Annotated in this window: 17 protein-coding genes and 1 tRNA gene; 8 read left to right on the plus strand and 10 right to left on the minus strand. The window is 52.0% G+C overall.

Annotation, left to right across the window (positions count from 1 at the left end; all coding sequences use genetic code 11):
• Positions 1–74: 74 nt before the first annotated feature.
• From DEV76_RS19160 to DEV76_RS19175, 4 genes are all read right to left on the minus strand, one after another.
• On the minus strand, positions 75–2,654 hold the full coding sequence (locus DEV76_RS19160) for a TonB-dependent receptor domain-containing protein (RefSeq protein ID WP_109699539.1): 2,580 nt from the start codon (positions 2,652–2,654) through the stop codon (positions 75–77).
• A 322-nt stretch (positions 2,655–2,976) separates the two neighbouring features.
• Positions 2,977–3,567 carry a DUF445 domain-containing protein gene (locus DEV76_RS19165; RefSeq protein WP_157962997.1) on the minus strand — a complete coding sequence of 197 codons (591 nt, stop codon included), beginning with the start codon at positions 3,565–3,567 and terminating at the stop codon, positions 2,977–2,979.
• Positions 3,568–3,639: 72 nt separating this feature from the next.
• A tRNA-His gene (locus DEV76_RS19170) sits at positions 3,640–3,713 on the minus strand.
• 90 nt (positions 3,714–3,803) lie between these two features.
• On the minus strand, positions 3,804–4,142 hold the full coding sequence (locus tag DEV76_RS19175; RefSeq protein WP_109699541.1) for a DUF4180 domain-containing protein: 339 nt from the start codon (positions 4,140–4,142) through the stop codon (positions 3,804–3,806).
• 421 nt (positions 4,143–4,563) lie between these two features.
• Here DEV76_RS19175 and DEV76_RS19180 point away from each other — a divergent pair, with 421 nt between their 5' ends.
• Positions 4,564–5,772 (plus strand): hypothetical protein, encoded by a 1,209-nt coding sequence (locus DEV76_RS19180; protein WP_109699542.1) that lies wholly within the window; start codon positions 4,564–4,566, stop codon positions 5,770–5,772.
• A gap of 126 nt (positions 5,773–5,898) precedes the next feature.
• Here the strand turns inward: DEV76_RS19180 and DEV76_RS19185 are convergent, their stop codons facing one another.
• The gene (locus tag DEV76_RS19185; protein WP_109699660.1) at positions 5,899–8,334 is read right to left on the minus strand and encodes an MG2 domain-containing protein; all 2,436 of its coding nucleotides are present in this window, start codon (positions 8,332–8,334) and stop codon (positions 5,899–5,901) included.
• A gap of 121 nt (positions 8,335–8,455) precedes the next feature.
• Here DEV76_RS19185 and DEV76_RS19190 point away from each other — a divergent pair, with 121 nt between their 5' ends.
• Positions 8,456–9,700 (plus strand): BaiN/RdsA family NAD(P)/FAD-dependent oxidoreductase, encoded by a 1,245-nt coding sequence (locus DEV76_RS19190; protein ID WP_109699543.1) that lies wholly within the window; start codon positions 8,456–8,458, stop codon positions 9,698–9,700.
• Here DEV76_RS19190 and DEV76_RS19195 read toward each other — a convergent pair.
• Together DEV76_RS19195 and DEV76_RS19200 are read right to left on the minus strand one after the other, a co-directional pair.
• On the minus strand, positions 9,697–11,643 hold the full coding sequence (locus DEV76_RS19195) for a peptidase associated/transthyretin-like domain-containing protein (RefSeq protein ID WP_109699544.1): 1,947 nt from the start codon (positions 11,641–11,643) through the stop codon (positions 9,697–9,699). The two genes, DEV76_RS19190 and DEV76_RS19195, sit on opposite strands and share 4 nt — an antisense overlap.
• Positions 11,644–11,773: 130 nt before the next feature.
• On the minus strand, positions 11,774–12,367 hold the full coding sequence (locus DEV76_RS19200; RefSeq protein WP_109699545.1) for a hypothetical protein: 594 nt from the start codon (positions 12,365–12,367) through the stop codon (positions 11,774–11,776).
• A 179-nt stretch (positions 12,368–12,546) separates the two neighbouring features.
• Here DEV76_RS19200 and DEV76_RS19205 point away from each other — a divergent pair, with 179 nt between their 5' ends.
• A complete protein-coding gene (locus DEV76_RS19205) occupies positions 12,547–12,753 on the plus strand; it encodes a hypothetical protein (RefSeq protein ID WP_109699546.1) in 207 nt (68 codons plus the stop codon).
• Positions 12,754–12,831: 78 nt separating this feature from the next.
• On the opposite strand, the gene DEV76_RS19210 is transcribed toward DEV76_RS19205, so the two are convergent.
• Together DEV76_RS19210 and folK are read right to left on the minus strand one after the other, a co-directional pair.
• Complete coding sequence (locus DEV76_RS19210; protein WP_109699547.1) at positions 12,832–13,455, minus strand: deoxynucleoside kinase; 624 nt, start codon at positions 13,453–13,455, stop codon at positions 12,832–12,834.
• Positions 13,456–13,458: 3 nt separating this feature from the next.
• Entirely contained in the window at positions 13,459–13,953 is a 495-nt protein-coding gene (folK, locus tag DEV76_RS19215; RefSeq protein WP_109699548.1) for a 2-amino-4-hydroxy-6-hydroxymethyldihydropteridine diphosphokinase, read from the minus strand.
• 81 nt (positions 13,954–14,034) lie between these two features.
• Between folK and sppA the strand changes: the two genes are divergently transcribed.
• Positions 14,035–15,786, plus strand: coding sequence for a signal peptide peptidase SppA (gene sppA / locus DEV76_RS19220; protein WP_109699549.1), 1,752 nt, complete (start codon positions 14,035–14,037; stop codon positions 15,784–15,786).
• Positions 15,787–15,863: 77 nt separating this feature from the next.
• Positions 15,864–16,649 carry a hypothetical protein gene (locus tag DEV76_RS19225; RefSeq protein WP_157962998.1) on the plus strand — a complete coding sequence of 262 codons (786 nt, stop codon included), beginning with the start codon at positions 15,864–15,866 and terminating at the stop codon, positions 16,647–16,649.
• A gap of 181 nt (positions 16,650–16,830) precedes the next feature.
• Here DEV76_RS19225 and DEV76_RS19230 read toward each other — a convergent pair whose 3' ends face one another.
• Entirely contained in the window at positions 16,831–17,169 is a 339-nt protein-coding gene (locus DEV76_RS19230; protein WP_109699551.1) for a hypothetical protein, read from the minus strand.
• A 225-nt stretch (positions 17,170–17,394) separates the two neighbouring features.
• Between DEV76_RS19230 and DEV76_RS19235 the strand changes: the two genes are divergently transcribed.
• The 3 genes from DEV76_RS19235 (at position 17,395) to DEV76_RS19245 (ending at position 19,644) form a co-directional block, all read left to right on the plus strand.
• Positions 17,395–18,495, plus strand: a complete 1,101-nt coding sequence (locus DEV76_RS19235) for an ABC transporter permease (RefSeq protein WP_109699552.1) — start codon at positions 17,395–17,397, stop codon at positions 18,493–18,495.
• Positions 18,496–18,522: 27 nt separating this feature from the next.
• The gene (locus DEV76_RS19240; RefSeq protein ID WP_109699553.1) at positions 18,523–19,068 is read left to right on the plus strand and encodes an SRPBCC family protein; all 546 of its coding nucleotides are present in this window, start codon (positions 18,523–18,525) and stop codon (positions 19,066–19,068) included.
• 81 nt (positions 19,069–19,149) lie between these two features.
• Positions 19,150–19,644 (plus strand): DUF2911 domain-containing protein, encoded by a 495-nt coding sequence (locus DEV76_RS19245; RefSeq protein WP_109699554.1) that lies wholly within the window; start codon positions 19,150–19,152, stop codon positions 19,642–19,644.
• Positions 19,645–19,678: the final 34 nt, after the last annotated feature.

Here is a 19,678-nt window from a genome sequence, read left to right on the forward strand (position 1 = left end):
ATGCACATGCATCCATAAGAAAGCCGCCCCATCTTCCGGGGCGGCTTTCTTTTAAGATGGGGGATATATGCCGGTTAGAAACCGCCCTGTCCGCCTTCCATCTGCATACCTTCGGCGCTGGATTTATTGTTCCTGCGTTTGAACAGCTGGGTGTCCATTTTACCGAAGCGATAGGAGAAATTGAGGCGCAGGATGCGTGATTCACGTTTGCGCAGCATGTATTGGGAGAAGTACATCGATTCCTGGTCGATCTCGAACTGGCGGGTGTTAAACACATCGCTCAGGGCAAGCGTGAGGGAAGCGGCTTTGTTCTTCAGGAAATCTTTCCTTACGGCCAGATCCACATTGCTGAGGCCTTTGATGGTGCCTTGTGCCGATGCGGGGATCATACCCATAGGGCCTCCGCCACCACGGCCGCCACCACCGCCTCCGCTACCCTGCGGAATAGTGATTGCAGGTGCCTGGTAGTTGGCAGTAACCTGGAAGGTGAAGTTAAGCGGCAGCTTCGTTTCGGAATTCACTTTTGCCAGCCAGGAGAAGCCGCGGTTGGTGTAATTCTCTTTATCGTTACGCACCGTCAGCTCCGTCTGGTACAGGTTCACGTTGGTAGTGATGTCCCATCCTTTCACGATCTGGTTCTTCACCGTCAGTTCCGCACCATAGCTGTAGTTCTTGTTCGCATTCACGAAAGTGGTGAGCAGCGTATCGTTACCGGCAGAAATGGGCGTGTTCAGTGTGCTGATGAGGTTATTGGTGTTACGGTAGTACAGCGATCCGAGGAAGTTGTGGTTTTTCCACTGCTTCATGTAGCTGAATTCCATGGAGTTGGTATACTCCGGCTTCAGGTTGGGGTTACCCTCGCGGTGGTTCAGCGGGTCGCTGAAATCGCGGTAGGGCACCAGCTGGAAGAAGTTAGGACGGTTTACCCGGCGGGAATAGTTCAGCTGCAGTTCCTGCTCCTTCGGCAGTTTGTAGGAGAGGTACACGCTGGGGAAGAAGCCCGGCACTGCCTTGGTAGGCTCAAACGTTTTGTTCTCGCTGGGGATGGAGCCGGAATATACATACTGCTCCGCACGCAGGCCCGCCTGGTATCCTAAGTTCCCGATGGTATTGGAATAGTTGGCGTAGGCAGCGTAGATCTGCTCTTTATACTCGTAGTCGTTGGAGAGCGCATCGGAGTACTGGCCGCCCTGATACACATCGTAAATGCTCTTATAGTTGCGGAACTGGCCTTTTACGCCCGTTTCAAACTTACCGGTTTTACCCATGGGGTCCACATAATCTGCCTGGAAGGAGTAGAAGTCGGTATTGCCTTTTCCTTTGTTGGACTGCATGTAAGGATCGCCGGCCGGCTCCCCGTTAAGGTTTTGCGGGTAAGTAGTGAACCCGCCGCTGCGGTTATTGCTGCTTTTGTTCATAGACACATCGGCCGTGAGCTCCTTGTTAGGCTCCGCGAACAGGTGTTTGAAGCCCAGCGTGGTAGTATAGTTGTTGAAACCGAACTTACTGTCTGTGATACGTTGATTACGGCTGGTGAGCCCTTTATCTGCATTCAGGTACCGGCTGCCCAGCTCTTCATGGTTTTTGAAGGAACCGCCAACGATGTTCTGCGACAGGGAAATGGTGTTCCGGTTATCGAGGAAGTAATCGACACCGATACGCCCGAACTGGAATTTACCACCGCCATAGCTGTCGGTTTCCTGGTTGATGAAGTTACGGGGAGAGGTGGCAGTGGGGAAGTTTTCCCTTTCGGTAATACCATCGCCCCAGTTACGGTTCATGTTGAGGTTGTAATTGGCAGACACGTTCCATTTACCCTGGCGTGCGGCAATATTACCGCCGAGGTTGTATTTGTCGTTGGTGCCAATGCCGCCCTGTATCTGTCCGTTGAAACCGGCTTTCTTATTCTTTTTGAGGACAATGTTGAGGATGCCGCTCATACCTTCCGCGTCGTAACGGGCGGAGGGATTGGTGATCAGCTCCACGCTCTCGATGGCATCCGCAGGGATCTGGTCCAGCGAAAGGGTGCTGGGCTTACCGTCTACAAAGATGTTGGGAGAGGAGTTACGTACCTGTACATTACCGTCGATATCCACGTTTACAGAAGGTACTGATTTCAGTACGTCGGTAGCGGTACCGCCTACGGAGGTTAGGTTACGGTCTACATTAAACACTTTTTTATCAATCGCCATCTGGAAGGCGGAGCGCTGTCCGGTTACTTCCACTTCGTTGAGGGCTTTTACGTTGGGATCGAGGCGGATGTTGCCAAGGTCCTGCGCCATGGCCTGCGGGGTTACGGCCACCTTTTTGAAAAGGGTGGTATATCCCATGAAGTTGATGCGGAGGAGGTAAGGGCCGAAGGCCAGGTTCTCCAGGCTGAAGTCGCCATTGTTTTTGCTGAGCATCCCGGTTACTACGGAAGAGTCTTTGGCGCGGAGGAGGGCAACGGATGCATATTCAACGGGTTGTTTTGTTTTCGCGTCTACCAGTTTACCATAAATGTGACCGATGGTGGGAGCGGCACCTCCCGGACCACCTCCGGGACGCTGGCCACCCTGCTGGCCTCCGGGGCGTTGACCGGAAGGAGGAGCCTGGGCAATGGAATGAAGCTGGAAAAGGAACAGACCTGCAAGGAGGACGTATATTTTTCTCATTTTTATCAGAATTGAAACGTAATTAGCTGAAAATTAGACGCTGTTTTTGGAAAGTACTTGCACCATTGTGTAAATTTTACATGAGTATGGTAGCAACGGTCTTTAACCCGGATGAAGCAGTCGGCGGAAGGATGGATTTCGGAATCACAGGTAGTTTCCCGGGTATTTGCTTTTAATACGGTATGTATGCGGTATTGATGCCGGGCTGATACTAAGCTGATACTATGCGTATACGGTAACAATACTGTTCTAATACGGTTACAATACGGTTAGAGACATATAACGTCCCTTTGAGCAATGTATCAATAATGGCGGAACCGGATTAAGCAATCAGTACGATCCAGAGCTGGATGAAGCCGATAATAAGGCCGATGCCTGCGCCTAAGAGGCTCATTACGGCAAGGGCGCCACCCATCTTCTCCCGAAGGCCTGCTTCCACCTTTTCGCTGGCGATACCGGCTATTTTGGAAGTAACGAGGGCGGCAGGGTTGAGGTCGGCCTGTGCTTTATCGAGGAACTGGCCGATGAGTTTGGGGAACAGGAGGTCCAGTTCTGCGGCAAGGGTAGTTTTGATCTGGGTAATGGTGCTGTCGCCGATGAACATGGAGATCATGGGCATAGCCTGCGGCAGTTTGTTGCGGAGGAAGTGATCGAGGTGTTCTTCCACTACCGGCTTCAGTGCGCTGATCTTTTCAGGATCGGTGAGCTTGGTGCGGATATCGTCAAAAGAAATGAACTGTGCCACAGCTTTACCGATGGCTTCCGCGATCTGGGGCTGCCTTTTAGGGAAAGCACCCTGGAGGGTGAAGAAACCCAGGTTAATGGGCTTTACGGGGTGAAACAGCAGCCAGAGAGCGGCGCGGTTTACAAACCAGCCGGTAAAAGCAGTCAGCAACGGAATAAGATACAGCATAACCATTTCCTTTTGATGCAGTTTGATCTAAATGAAAAATGGTCTCCATGTTACCAGGAGACCATTTTTTTGGGTGATTGAGGGGTCTCGAACCCCCGACCCTCAGAACCACAATCTGATGCTCTAACCAACTGAGCTACAACCACCGTGTCGTTTGTTTTGCGGAGTGCAAAGGTAATAATTTTCTTTTCTTATTTCCAAATAGTGGAAACAGTTTTTTTGAAAAATTTACAGCGTTATCCTAAAACCTTTATCATCCATGCTTTCGCTTCTTCCATGGTCTTGCAGAATCTGACAACATCATGCCGCGCATGCTCCCTCGCCAGTTCCGTTACCCTTAATCCGAATCCATGATCCGCAGGCAGAACAATGGCTACAGGAAAACGGTAATTCACAAACTTCTGGAACGTTTCTCCCAGTATACCGTTCTTCAGATCGAAGAATTTCTCATCAATATCATCGAGCGTGAAAATCATCCCTGACATACCACTTTCCATCACCGTGATTGGATCTTCTACATGCGTTAATTTGAGCTTATGCTGGCTTGCCAGGAAATTATTTACCGATGTTTCCATTACTATACTTTATTGTTCGTTTTACTTTCCAAAAGTACTACCATTTTTCCCGGGTCTGATCAACAATGAAAATACAGGGCCCGTAAACCTCCGTTCCGCCCTGAAAATCAACCTAAAGCAATGGGTTAAATAATCGTTACTGTTGATTATCAGTATCTTATTGCATGGGTACGATGCCCCAAAATAAATGAAGCCCCGCCTTCTATATTTAATTATCTGAGCGTAAAGGCATTAATATATTCCGCAAAACTATCTGTGTCGAAGGGGCACTTATGCACAGGATTTCCACAAAAAATGGCGTATATTTGCGGTTCGCAATCACCCGAAACTTACTAGCCCAGCATGCGAAGTGCTGGGCTATTCTGTTTTTACTAGTGAAGGATTTACTATATAAGTGACTGAAACACAACAAAATTTGCATATGGATCAGCTAAAATTGAAATTGCAGGAGTATTACCAAAACTACCGGAAGCTGGATAAACAGCCGAAGCAGGAAGCCGTTGCCAAAGGGGCCAACGGTGTGCAGGATCTGGAGAGCGACATCCTCACCCAGTTTGGCCTGCCCGTTTCCAAAAGGTTTGTACAGATTCTGCATGATTTTGTGAACCACGGAAGCGTTAATGATCAACTTCTCGATTATGTCAGCCGTAAATTGCGCACCGCCGCACGGAAATATTTACTCTCACCCGTTATGAGCGATCTGGATCAGCTCACGCAGGCTATGGAACAGAAACGCAGCCCGTTTGACGTGCTCCCCGAACTGGGATACCCCGCAAACGACTATGGCGTATTCCTCATCGGGGAACTGCTCTACCGCCGTAACATGCCCGCGCAGGACATTCTCGATGAACTCCATCGCGTGCAGCAGCATAACAGCTGGGAAGATCTCATCGTACTGTCTAAAATCAGCAGCTACAGCTCCCACGAGCTTTACACCAAACTGAAGAAATATCAGCTCCGGTTCGTAGACGATTTTATCCAGCACATCCACCGGCAGGAAACCACCCGCCCCGCAGCGAGGAAAAGACTGTCGCCCGCCGAAGAAGGGTACAAACCCAATTACAAAACCATTTCTAAAGTACTGGTAGAGGATATCGTGTTCGACGATAAAACCACCCCCAGTCTCTTCGGAAAGCAGAAAACCGGCAGCCGTTATACCCGTATCACCATCGGACTGGAGTTCTCAGAACTGAACCAGCTGCTCATGGCCAGCGGGGACCTCGGCGTACAGATCAGCAACGCCATCAAAAAGCGCCTCGCCAATCCCGCCAGTGCCAAACCCCTGGTAATCGACATTAAAGCCGAATTCGGGGAGCCCCTGAAGCTGGACAGCGTATACCTCGAAGTATACAAACCCCAGCACCAGGAAAACGGGAAGTGGGCAGAAGATAAAGACCCTTTCTACTTCGTGGATAAAATCCTGTCGAAGAAGGAATTCGAGAAGCGCTCAAAGGAAGCCGAAGTGAAAACCAAGATCCAGGAATGCCTGGAACTCATCGGCGGCTCTTATGTATACTACCAGCGCCTCCGCCGCCTCGGCATCACCGAAGATGAAGCCAAACTGCGCGCAGGCCTGCAGGATGAGCTACTGTACAAACTGAGCTACTATCTTAACAAACTGAAAGACTAAGCAGTCATACCCAATGATCCTTGCTGTGTAAACAGAAAAGGCCTCCCATCCCGGGAGGCCTTTTCTATGCCCGCAAAAAAAGCCCCCCGGATACCGGAGGGCTTTATATACTGAGGTAAGTAAATGCTAGAAGTATTTTTCTACCCTGCCTACGCGGCCAAACTGGTCCATAGACTCTACCACCACGCGGAAGTTCTTCGTCTGATCGTTGTTGTAGAAGATCATACGGGCCGTGTGGCTGATGGTATCCACCACCAGGTTGGGGCTCCAGAACAGCGTGAGGCGCTTGTCGGGCAGCTCGTGCTGTGCTTTCTTCACCGCATAATCAGGACTGTAAAACTCCTTGATGATGCGGTAACCGCCTTTTTTCAGCAGCTCCAGCTTACGGGCATTGGGGTCAGGACGGGAATCGCCGCCTCTGCGCGTCCAGATGGCAATAGCGCCATTGGCACCACCCATACCGCCCATAAAGGGAGGCCGGAACACTTTAATCAGCGCTACATCCGCCATGGGGATATTAGCCACCGTACCTACATCTACCGGCATCTGGTCGAGGAATACACCGGGTGCACCGCCACGCCAGCTAAGGGTAGGGTTGCTGACATCTCCCTGGATCTGCAGGCCCGGAACTCGCGCCTGGAGGTACTGGAATACGTTGAAGTTAGTAGGCGTTTCATTCGTAAGGTCGAAGGTGTAACCGTTATCACTGCTGAACATACCGCTGGCGTAACGCGAAGAGGTAGTTTCTGCCGCAGTGGGTTTCCGTGCATTCACATCCACCGCTTTCAGTTGAATAGTACGGTTGGTGATCATGCGGTTTACACTGTTGCCTTCCATTACAGTAGAGAGGTAATTCTTCAGGATGCGGTTATCCATCGGTGGGGGTGGTAATAACGGCACAGGTGTTTTCACAGGTGCATACACATCAAAGAAGTGCCGGTCGAATTCCACCACCACATCCCTGTTCTTCTTGGCATCCATCTGCCCCTGGAAATATAAAAGCGCCGTATCCCCGAATACGAGATTATTAAGTTCAAAGGTTCCGTCGGGCTTCACCGGGGCGGAGAGGAAGTTCTGTGAACTGTCTTTCGGTATGCGAACGAGGAAGTTCACATTACCACTCGTTAAAGGCTGCCGTGCAGTAGACATGGCTTTGCCCGTAATGCTAACACCCTGTTCGTAAGGGTACTTAATCGTAGGGAATTTATCCTGCAGGATCTCCTGCCAGCTAAACCTTCTCCATCCGTTGGTCATCATCACGAGGTCGAGCGCCTGAAGGGTGGAAGCACTATCGTTCCGGAAATACCAGTACGGGTTGTGTACATATCCTTTCAGGTCGGAAGTGAGGAAGGTATGGCTGATGATGTTATTGGCGTTGGGATCGAAAGCCACCTGGTCGGCATCCGTGATGGATGCACTGATGCGGCCGCGCATGGAGTCAGGCACCTGGAGCACCAGTTCGGTACGCATGCGGGGGGCTTTATTCAGCTCCTGCGGGTCGAGGAAGAATTCGAGGGAGTCTGTTTTGCCTTTTACATACACGATACGCTCGCTGAGGGGCGTGCCCTTCTGGTCGAACACCGTGAGCTGCATAATGCCCGTCGGCAGGTTATTGGCGGGGATGAGTCCGCTTACCTTTCCTTCAGACACATTGAGGTCGGCTTTATAAATCACCTGGTTGCGCATCTGTGCAATGAGCAGCATCTGGTTCTGATCTGCCCCCAGCCCGTTAAAGCCGGTGAGGTAGAAGATGCGCTGCCCGCGGTTATAAACCTTCAGGGCTATGCCGGAAGCTTTCACTGCAGGGAGAGCGAAGGTTTTTTCCTGTTTGGCCGCATTGGTGATCACGGCTTTATAAGTTTCTCCCGGTGCGGGCTTCAGTTCAAAAGAGCCCATACCGTCGTGCAGCGTTTCAATCACCGCGGCCTGGTTGCCCTTACTGTCGCGCACAACACCAGCCACTTTAATGGGATACCCGTTTTCATCGATGGCTTTAAAAGCCACGGCGCTGCTCACATCCTGGATCAGGTCGCCGCCTTCGGGGAAGAACTGAACGGAGTAATCTTTAGGCGCCGCAGTTTCACCGGCTTTCCCGGTTTTAGGATCAAACACCTGTATGTTTTTGAAGAACATAAACGTAGTGTCGAAGTTCAGCATCCAGGCGGTGTAAGCGCGCAGCTGATAAAGGCCGGGTTTGGTATTTTCCGCGAGGGTGAATTCACCGGCAGCACCGCCGTCGTAAATCAACAGCAATTCCTTCTGCACTACTACGCCCCTGGAATCGCGCAGCTCCGCATACAGGTTGCGGGCGCCATATGCCGGGAGGTCGTTCAGTGTCACATACCCTGAGAACCAGATCGTTTCGCCGGCGGCGTAATAATCTTTGTCCAGATGCAGGTATACTTTCTCCTGCGGGTAATTACTGGTGAACTTCTCTAAAGCCTGAATGATTCTTTCTGTCCAGTCTGCAGGTGTGGAGAAGCCCGAAGCTCCCCATGCGCCGAAGCCTAAAAGACAGGCTGCTAGCAGTACGCGGAGTTTTTTCAGGGATGTTTGTTGCATGGATTGCGGGTCGTTTAATGTACCAAGATAATACATTACGAATAATTAGTAGGAGGGAGTCCCGTTTTTTTAACATTTCGTTTTTTGCGAAATTGCGCCCGTATACAGGCGAATAACAGATATGGAACATCCTCAAACCGAACAGGCCGACCTGATTGTGACCGGTGGCGGCGCCGCCGGATTTTTTTGTGCAGTAAACGCAGCAAGGCTCCATCCCGGTAAGAAAGTGGTGTTGCTGGAGAAGACGGGTAAAGTACTCTCCAAAGTAAAAGTTTCCGGTGGCGGAAGGTGTAACGTAACACATGCGCTCGACAGTGTCAGCGAACTGGTGAAGCGCTACCCCCGCGGTGGTAACTTCCTCAAGAAGTCGTTCTCCCGCTTCTTTGTACCCGATACCATCCGGTGGTTCGCGGAGCGCGATGTAACGCTTAAAACGGAAGCCGATGGCAGAATGTTCCCCGATACCGACGATTCGCAGACCATTATCGACTGCCTCCTCCGCGAGGCAGACCGCCATAAGGTGCAGGTACGCCGCCACGCCGATGTACAGTCACTCGAACGGGAAGCCGGTCAATGGAAAGTGTCCCTTGCAGGAGGAGCTTCGATCACTGCCCCCAACATCTGCATTGCCGCAGGCGGATATGCGGCTTCCGATAAATTCAGTTACCTCACGGCCACGGGCCATTCCATAGAAACACCCGCCCCTTCACTGTTCACCTTCAACATGCCCGGCAACCCGGTAACGGAACTCATGGGCGTGGCAGTGCCCGAAGCGGCTGTGCGCATCGCAGGGAGTAAACTGGCAGAGAAAGGCCCTTTGCTGATCACCCACTGGGGGATGAGCGGCCCCGCCATCCTGCGGCTCTCCGCATGGGGAGCACGTTATCTGCAGGAGCAATCCTACAAATTTACCCTCATAGTGAACTGGCTGCCCGAAATGAATGAAAACGCCCTGCGCGATGCCTGGCCGCAATGGCGGCAGGAACTGGGGCGGCAAATGACGGGGACCCGCAATCCGTTCGGGCTCCCTTCCCGCCTCTGGCTGTTCCTCCTCGCCCAATCGGGCATCCCGGAAAGCACCCGCTGGGCCGAAATACCGGCAAAAGAGCAAAACAAACTCATCCGCCAGCTTACCGCCATGGAGTTCCCCGTTTCAGGGAAAACGACTTTTAAAGAAGAATTCGTGACCTGCGGAGGCATCCGCCTGCCGGAAATAGACCCGCTTACCATGCAGAGCCGCATAGCACCGGGGCTGTATTTCGCTGGTGAAGTAATGGATGTGGACGGTATCACCGGTGGCTTCAACTTCCAGCATGCCTGGACGAGCGGGTGGATAGCCGCACAGCTCGAAGGACAGCCCTTTTAGAAAAAGCTGATGCCAGCCTGCCAGCCCAGCCATCCCGATCGGCCCTGGTCGGAGGAGAAGCCGGGATATCCTTTCCATGGACGGTTCACGATCTTATTGTTATCGTCCGCGAAAGTGAATGCCGGCCCGCCGAATAAAGTAAACCAGTTGCTGACCTTCACCCGCAGGGAAGGAGAGAGGCGCCAGGCCTGCCCAAGCGTTTTCCAGTTGTTGTCGAAGTAATTCACCTGTACAATGTCTCCCGAAATGGAGAGCCTGCCTTTCAGGGTATAGTCTGCCCCGATACCCAGGCCCAGGAAGTGGAGATCGCTGCCTTTACCGCCGGTAAGGATGGAATAGAACCCTTTCCGGCCGCTTTTGAATTGAAGGTTTATGGGCGCCATATCACTGGCGAAGGCATCCAGCTTATAATATCCTCTTTTCTTTACGATGGTTACCAGCCCTATGGACGCACCGCTGGAGCTGTCAGAAATGTTCACCAGCCCGAACTGCAGGCCGCGGTTGTAGCCTGCGCTGTTACCGAACAGGGATAACTGTAATCCCCGCATGGTATCACGCGCATGGTTCCAGCCGCCTGTTATCTGTACGCCATGGCCGGAGCCACGGTGCTGGTTATACAGCCCGGAGATCTGCATGCCGGGAGCTGCACCAGTGGGTAGTCCAAAGGGAGTAGGGGAAACCTCACCACCTATGGCAAGACTGCCCGCTGCGTGGTTGATAAGTCCAGCTATCTGTATGCCCTTCATTTCCGATGCATAGTTGATGAGCCCGGTAATCTGGATGCCGGTGGCATTACCTGCCACGCGGTTAATAAGTCCGCTGATCTGAAGGCCGTTCAGGTAGCCGCCGCTATGGTTCAGCAATCCGCTGATCTGTCCGCCAACCACATTGCCACGGGTTCTGTTGTAGAGCCCTGCTATCTGGATACCATACACGGAGTCTTTGGCGCGGTTGAAGAGCCCTGTGATCTGAGCGCCTCTCAGTTTGCCATCGGCCACGTTGCTGATACCGCTGATCTGTGCGCCCAGTACCGATTCTATGTTCCGGTTAAAGAGGCCGGCCACCTGTACGCCTGTTACGGCGCCGCCTACGAGGTTGAAGATACCCGCCACCTGTGCGTATTGTGCGTCTTTTTTATTGATGTTATAGCCGCCTGCAATCTCCACCCCGTCTACCCCCGCGGAATATCCGCCTACCAGGTTCAGGGAAAACTTATTGACTACACTGCCGGCCATTTTGCCGTGTGTACCCAGCGAAGGCAGGAGGGAGGTTTGTACCGGTTTGTTGGCAAGGAACCTGCCGATGTTGCGCGTCTGGCGGCGAAGGGCATCGCCGATAAGACGGCTGCCGGCCCATGTCTTGTCCACATTATCGGATACGGTGAACTCCCGCAGCTGCACCGGCATGGCGGGAGAAATGGCTACCGATATCTCCCGGTCGTACCCGGGGATGACGTACAGTGCCGTATCCATATAAAACTCTTTGCTGACGGTGATCTCCACGGAAGGGTGTTTGCCTTTGTCTTTCAACCGCAGGTGGAAGTAGCCTTCCTGGTTGGTGAAGGCAGACATGAGGTCGGTACGCTCATAAATACTGGCGTTTACGACCGATTGCCCGCTGGACTTGTCGCGCACATACCCGCTGATCACGTAAAACCGTTCGCGGGTGCCTTCGGCGGCATGGAGGATGATGTGCCCGTCTACCACCGAATAGCGGATGCGGCCCTGGAAGAGCTGGTCGAGCACCTGGCGTACGGGTTTGCGCTGTACGGTCATGGTAACCAGGCTGTCGCCCCGGAAAGGCCTTCCTGCATAGGAGAAGTTGAGTCCGGATTGAGCGGTGATCTTAGACAGTACGGAATCCACGGGCCATTGCACGGCACGGAAGGAAACTGCTTGCTGGAGTTGTTGCTGCGCCATCAGGCAGGAGGGCCAGAGGAGCATTAGGAATAGACAGTTACGGAGCAATTTGGAGCAGGGTTTGAACATGGCGGACGCCGGCTCTTTGTAGAGACCGGCGGGCCAAAATTAGCGTAAAACGGCGAATGGATAAAAGGGGAAAGAGGACAGACGGTTAGAAAAGGCCTGCTTTTACACCAAGATGGAAGCCGGGGGCGCTGAGCTTTTCATCGCTGATGTTTATACCACCGGAGCCGAAAACCCTGCGGTAAGAGCCGCCTGCCACCACCCGGAGGTAATGGGTGATATTCATTTCCACCTGCACGAAGGGCTCGGCCACCACTACGGCGCTGGAAGCATAAACGGCATCCCTGCCCTTACCACGCTTTTCCCTTTCAGATACACCACCGCCACCGATGAGGGTACCGGCAGACCAATGGAACATTTTATCGGTATTGTGAACATACTCTGCTACGGCGCCGGTATACCAGAAGTTGAGGTATGGGCGGTCGGCCGATTCGAGGCGGATGTTGTTGGAGAGGTTTTTGGCACCCACTCCCAGCAGCCATTTCTTGTTGAGGAATACCCCGCCGTAAGCACCCGTCATCACGGCAAAATCTCCATTAATGGCGGTGATAGTGCCAATTCCTGCACCGTAGGCACCAAATTGTTTGGGCTTGAAGGATTTGCCGGAAAGGGTCTGTATTTCCTGTGCCTGCGTATGCGACATCATGAGCAGCAGGGCGATAAATGTTACAAGTCTTTTCATATAGGTAGCTATTTTGTGATTGCTGCTTATATGACGGACAAATCGCCCCTTCCCCCATAAGCCCCCTCAAATATTTTTTCTGAACGAAACTGAATAGTTGATTATCAGAATGAACAGAATGAACAGGATGAATACAGGTAAATTGAACTCACATCTATTCTGACTAAAACCTACAAACTATGGAAAACAAGTATTTCGGCTGCGAGCCGCTTGGCATGGAAGACATGCAGAATGTTCAGGGCGGTGCTTATGTAGCTAACCTCCTGACCCTCGTTAAAGGCGCTTATTTCCTGACAAAGAATTTCACACCCAACGTGCCCCTGGCCGGCCCGCTGGTATTTGGGTTGCTGACCTCGTTTGTGGACCCGCTGGTAACAGCAGCGTAGTACACAGGCATTTCACACCGATTTTCGATAAGCAACCTGCGCAAGCAGGTTGCTTATCTCTTTTATACCAAACCTGAATTATAAGTAATGTACCCCCGGCGCATAATCCTTCTCCAGCGCCGCCAGCAATGCCTGGAAATCAGACGGGCTCCGCAGGAAATCCATCTTCGTGGTATCCACCATCAGCGTACGCATAGGGTATTGGCGGATAAACTGCATGTACATCTCCTGCACACGCTTTAAATAACTATCCTTTATCTGCTGCTCATAAGGCCTCCCGCGCTTACGGATATTACTTTGCAATTGCGCCACCGGCGCATTGAGGAATATCAGTATATCGGGCTGGGGGAGCTGGGGGTTAATAATATCAAACAGCTTCTGGTACAGCGAATACTCATCCGCTTCCAGGTTCATTTTCGCAAACAGCAGGCTTTTAATAAACAGGTAGTCACTCACGGTATGTGCCGTAAAGAGGTCGGGCGCCGTGTTCATATCCTTCAGCTGCTTGTAGCGCTCGGCCATAAAGAACAGCTCCAGCGGAAAGGCATACTGCGACGGATCTGCATAAAACTTGGGCAGGAAAGGGTTATCGGCAAATTCCTCTAATACCAGGCGCGCCCGGAAATGGTCGGAGAGCTGATGGGCAAGGGTGGTTTTACCCGAACCAATATTACCTTCTATGGTTATAAACCGGTATTGCATGGGTTAGTGAGGAGCAGTAACGAGCTTTACGGCGGGCAACGGGTCCGGACAGGCAGCCAGTAACTCAGCCACCGTCAGCTGCAGAATAGGGTGTACCCTCTCTGCCGCGATCTCTGCCAGCGGCGCCAGCACAAAGCGGCGGTTCTGTAACTGCGGATGCGGTACTTTCAGCTGCGGAAGGGTAATCACTTCATTGTTGAAAAACAGGAGGTCGATGTCAATTACACGGGAACCCCATTTCATCCGGCGCACCCGGCCTATCCTCCGCTCTATGTCCAGCATAAGGGCCAGCAGGGCAGGAGCATCCAGTTCCGTATGCAGTTCCAGGGCCTGGTTGAGATAGTCGGGCTGTTGCACGCCACCCCAGGCAGCCGTTTCATATAAGGCTGATTCACGGGCTATTATACCGGCTTCCGCCTGCAACAGCTTTATGGCCTTTTGCAGGTTGGCGGAGCGGTCTCCCATATTGCCTCCTATCAGTAATATTGCAGTATTCATGAATTTGACGGTCCAAAAGTACCCATATTCCGTATTTTTGAGAAAATTAATATAGTTTCCTTTTCAATAACCAGATAACACATGCGCAGTTTCCTCAAATTTTTCCTGGCATCCTTTGTAGCCCTCATTATCTTCTCTTTCCTCTCCTTCCTATTCATGATCATGGTATTTGCAAGGATGGGCACGAAGAAAAAGGTAGTAGTAGGCTCCAATGCCGTAGTAGTGGTTGACCTTGCACAGACCTTCCACGAACTTCGGACAGACGATCCCTTCCTTGGCCTCTACACCTCCGAATCGGGCAATGTTCCCGGCCTTTTCGATGCCGTTCGCAACATCCGCGCCGCCGCTACCGATAATAATGTTAAAGGCTTATTTATTAAAGCAGACGGCAATGGCAACGGTTTCGCCGGCAGCGAAGAGCTTCGCCGCGCCATCACCGATTTCCGTAAAAGCGGCAAATTCGTATATGCATATGCGGAATCCCTCTCCCAGAACGCTTACTATATAGCCTCAGCGTCTTCTAAAGTTTATGTTCACCCCAAAGGCGGGGTCGACTTCACCGGTTATTCCATGACCATGATGTACCTCAAAGGCCTGCTGGAAAAACTGGACATTGAACCGCAGATCTTCTACAATGGCCGATTCAAATCCGCCACGGAGCCCCTGCGCGAATACAAAATGTCGGACGCCAACCGCATCCAGACCACCGAATTCCTCAATGAACTGTATGGCGACTTCCTCTCCAGGGTAGGAGAGTCCCGCAAAATAGATACCGCCACCCTACATGGTTATGCCAACGAAGGCCTCATCCTCGAACCTTCCGATGCAGAACGCTATAAACTGATCGACGGCCTCCGCTACGATGACCAGGTGATGGATGAAATCAAACGCAGTCTCGCCATCGGCGGGGAAGAAGAAGTGAATTTCATTTCCCTCAATCGCTATGCTTTCGCAAAGGGAGGTTTTGGTGATGACTATGGCAACATTGCCCTCATCTATGCCGAAGGCGAAATACGCACCGGGGAAGATGGTGATATCAAGATTGCCAGTGACGATTATGTGAAAATGATCCGTGAGGCACGGCAGGATAAGGAGATCCGCGCCATCGTGTTCCGGGTGAACTCTCCCGGCGGCAGCGCCCTTGCTTCCGAAAACATCTGGAGGGAACTGAGCCTCGCACGCAAAGCCAAACCCGTTATCGTAACCATGGGCGACTATGCAGCTTCCGGCGGGTATTACATTTCCTGCATGGCCGACAGTATTTTCGCCGAGCCCAATACCCTCACCGGTTCCATCGGGGTATTTACCGTACTCCCCAACATGCAGGGCTTCTTCAACAGCAAACTGGGTATTACGTTCGATGGTGTAAAAACCGCTCCGTTTGCAGATGCGGGTTCAGTAAACCGCCCGCTTACGGATAAGGAAAAAGTACTCATCCAACGGTCGGTAGACAGTATCTATGCTACTTTCAAACACCGCGTGGCAGAAGGCCGTAAGCTGGATGCCGCTATTGTGGACAGTATTTCACAGGGCAGGGTATGGACAGGCCGCCAGGCGCTGAAACTGGGGCTGGTAGACCGCCTCGGTGGTGTGCAGGATGCCATCGACTGTGCCACCCGTATGGCTAACATCCCCGAACCTAAACTTATTACATACCCACGTCCGAAAGATACCTTTGAGAAGCTTTTTAAAGGGTTTAGTAAAAGTATAAAGGCGGACTACCTGAAAGAAGAGCTGGGTAACGATTACCGTATTTACGAGACCATCAAAAAGGTTCGTGCCATGCAGGGCGAAGCCCAGGCTAAGCTGCCTTATGAAATGGTTATCCAATAAACCGGAAATGAAAAAAAGTCTGATATTGCGGTGCCGCTTCCTGTAGGGAGCGGCATTTTGCTTTTTAAAATCCCTTTATGCAGCGTTTGAAATACTTACTCCCCGTAGCATTTGTTTGTGGAATGGCCGCCTGCCAGCAGGGTGCCGCTACTAATGGTGCCGATACCACGAAGGCAGACCAGCAGGCCGACAGCCTGATCGAAGCCACCGGCCCTGAATTATCCAGCGATACGGCATTACCCGGCCCGGCAGGACTGCCCGATACCCTCACGCTGAACGGACAATTATACCGCGTGGTACCTTCCACGCAGGAGCTGTTCGCAAGTGCGAAGGAGTTTACACCCGATACCAGTGAGGAAAAGAATATCGCGCAGCAGAAAGACCGTGTGCGCCGCCACGGAGATACGCTCACGATGCAGCTGACGAACGGGCAAGTGAAGCAGCTGGTGAATAACCTGAGTGACGGGGAAGACCTTGCCCACTTCACTTACCAGGGCTATATCCCTGCACTGAAAAGTTATGTGGTACACCTGTATGGGTATGAATATTTTGATGTGCAGGTGGTGAATGAAAATACGGGGGAGCTGGTACAGATGATAAACCTCCCGCAGGTATCGCCCGATGGGAAGCAGGTGATCGCCAGCAATACCGACCTGATGGCGGCCTTTACAACAAACGGCCTGCAATGTTTCAACGTAACACCCAAAGGGCTGGTGCTGGCGTATGAATACCAGCCGGACCGCTGGGGGCCTGAAAGGATCAAGTGGCTGGACGAAAAGGTGCTGGTAGGTATCTTTTCCGTGACTACGAAAGATATGGACGTGATAGAACACTACGTGCGGCTGGAGCCGGTGCGGAAGTAACCGGAAAGGCCGGTCCCCGGGGCGGGGAAAACCATAACATCGGGATATAGTGACCGGCATGGAATCCCCGACCCCCGGTGCAGTAAAGGCATCGCCTTGTTGGCCGGACCGGAAAATAGCCGGCTTCTAGCAGCCTTGAATTGCCGGCTTTAGTTGGCGGTATGAATTTTCAGGGAGCGGATCAACCCTCTTCTGTGTAAACGGGGTCGCGCTCTTCCGGCGTAAGGCGGATAACGTTGTTGTGGTTTTCGTCCACGATCTTCTGGGCCTGCATACGGAGGCGGCGGAGGCCGTCTGCCAGTGCTTCCATAGACTTTTCTGCGGATTCCGCAATCTCATTATGATGGCGGATCACGCTGCTCAGACGCTTGATGTGCTCGTTAATTACATTGCAAATGATTTGTGATGCACTAAAGGCATCGAATTCCTGGAGGTTTTGCAGTATTTCATCGTAACTGCGGCACATGTGCTCTACCACATTGGTAGAAGCTTCGGTGGTTTGAACTTTTTTCTCGGCCATAATTGGTTGATTTTAAAGGGGCCCTTGCGGCAAAATTGACAGACGTAATACGCGGATAACTTGAAGATGCAGGTGCAAACTAAGAAATGACCCCTCCACGGAATGTTAAGCGCCGGTTATTGGTGGGTCATTACCCAGCAGCAGACCCTGGTAGCCGCTTAGCAGATTTAGGGGGATAATTGACCGTTGTTTGCTAGTTTTGCCCCTTGTTAAAGAAAAATCAGCATGGCGTCAGTATATAATCAGCGTAAGGCAATGTGGGCAATCACGAAGGCAAGTATCCGGGCAATGTTCCGCAGCCCTTCGGCGGTAGTGTTCAGTCTCGCCTTCCCGCTGGTATTCATTTTAGTATTCGGTTTTATCGGCGGTAACGGAGATACGGTAAGGATAGGGGTCGATAAAAATTCGGATACCGCCAGCCTCGTATACAAAAATCTCGCCTCCGCTCCCCATATCCGCCTCATCACCGATCAGGCCCAGCCCGATATGGAAACCGCCCTCCGCAAAGGGAGTATGACGGCCATCCTCCGCATCGATACCGGCGGCACCGCCACCGCACCGGCTTATAAAGTACATGTAAAAACTTCCACCGCCACCAATGCAGACAGTAAAGCGCTTCTCTTAAACGCACTGCAAACCGGCATCAATGCTGCCAACGATAAAGTATATCCCCGCCCCACAGTAGCAGAAGTAATTCCGGAAACCGTTCCGGGGCGTATTTATAAGCCCATCGATTTTATCCTGCCCGGCCAGCTGGGATTTTCCCTGCTCAGCGCCGCAGTATTCGGTACGGCGTTCCTGTTTTTCAGTCTCCGGCAAACGCTGGTTCTGAAACGCTTTTTCGCCACGCCCATTCACCGCATGTACATCATCCTCGGTGAAGCGCTCAGCCGTTTGCTGTTTCAGTCGTTCGGTTCCATCATCATCATCGGCCTTGGTTATTTTGCTTTCGGCTTCACGCTGGTGAACGGATTTGTAACTTTCCTCGAAATGCTGGTGTTATGTTTATTCGGCCTCATCGTATTCATGGGTTTCGGATTTGTAGTAAGCGGCATCGCCAAAACGGAAAGTACTATTCCGCCCATGGCCAACGTGGTAACCCTTCCGCAGTTCCTGCTGGCGGGCACCTTCTTTTCCGTGGATGTGTTCCCGGCATGGCTGCAGCCCATTTGTAAGATCATGCCGCTCACTTACCTGAACGATGCGTTGCGTAAAGTAGCTTTTGAAGGCCTTCACCTCTGGCACCTGGGCCCGCAGCTGCTGGTACTCACCATCTGGGGAGTAGTGGTATATGCCGTGGCCGTGAAAGTGTTCCGCTGGGAATAATCAACATTAACTGTAATCAGACCTGATATGAGACTCATCAAATTTTTCCTGCTTTCCATGGGCATCCTGGTAGTACTGGGCTTCGTGCTGTCGCTGGCCTTCCCTTCAACCGCCCTGCTGGAGCGTTCCGGCGCAATAGAAGCACCGGCCGGTAAGGTGTTCGACCGGCTGTCGGACCTAAAAACATGGAAGGAGTGGAACCCCTGGCATCCGGAATACAACCCTAAACAGGGTGTTACCGTTACCTACGGCCCCATTACCTCCGGAGCAGGCGCCATGTATACCTGGGAAACCCCGGGCACCAAAGGCCTGGGCCGTGTTAAGATCACGGAAGTGGTACCGGGCAAAAGCATTACCTACATCATGACGCATCCGGATATGAAACACATTACCGCACACTTCGACCTGAAGCCTACTGCTGATGGTAACGGTACCGCCATCCTCTGGCGCTTTGAAGCACATGTGGGGATGACGCCCTGGTGGAAGCTCCGCGGGTTTATGATGGACAGGATGTTCGGCGCCACGATGGAAGAGGGGCTTAACCATCTGAAACGTATTGCAGAGATGCCGTAATGGCTTTTATGTTGAACGGTTTGGTTTTCTACCTTTTTCCGGCGTAATTTCAGTGTTCAATTTCATCAAATCCTATTTTTTATGAAAAGCATGTTAATGGGCCTCGCCCTTCTGTTCTCCGCCACAGCCGTGCTGGCGCAGGATCCTCCGAAAAGCCCGCTGGTTTCCGCCAAAGGTGACAATGTGGAAATCTCCTACAGCCAGCCTTCCAAAAGAAACCGTGAGATTTTTGGTGCACTGGTACCCTACGGCGAAGTATGGCGTGCAGGCGCTAACAAGTCAACCGACATTACTTTCAAGAAAGATGTGACTTTCGGCGGTAAGAAAGTAAAAGCTGGTTCTTATGCCCTATTCATCGTTCCCACAGCTACGGATTTTACGGTGATCCTCAATGGCGTAACCGGCCAGATGGGTTCTTCCCAATACGAAGCCAATAAAGAAAAGAATGTTGCTGAAGTGAAAGTTCCCCGTCAGAAAACTGCCTCTACCGTAGAGAAACTGACTTACTCTTTCCCTAAAGGCGCACTGCAAATGGAATGGGACGATACCAAGATCTCCGTTCCCATGAAATTCTAGCAGTTAACAGTCAACACAGCCAACGAATTTGGAG

Origin of the sequence: Chitinophaga deserti, assembly GCF_003149455.1 — a bacterium.
GTDB lineage: Bacteria > Bacteroidota > Bacteroidia > Chitinophagales > Chitinophagaceae > Chitinophaga > Chitinophaga deserti.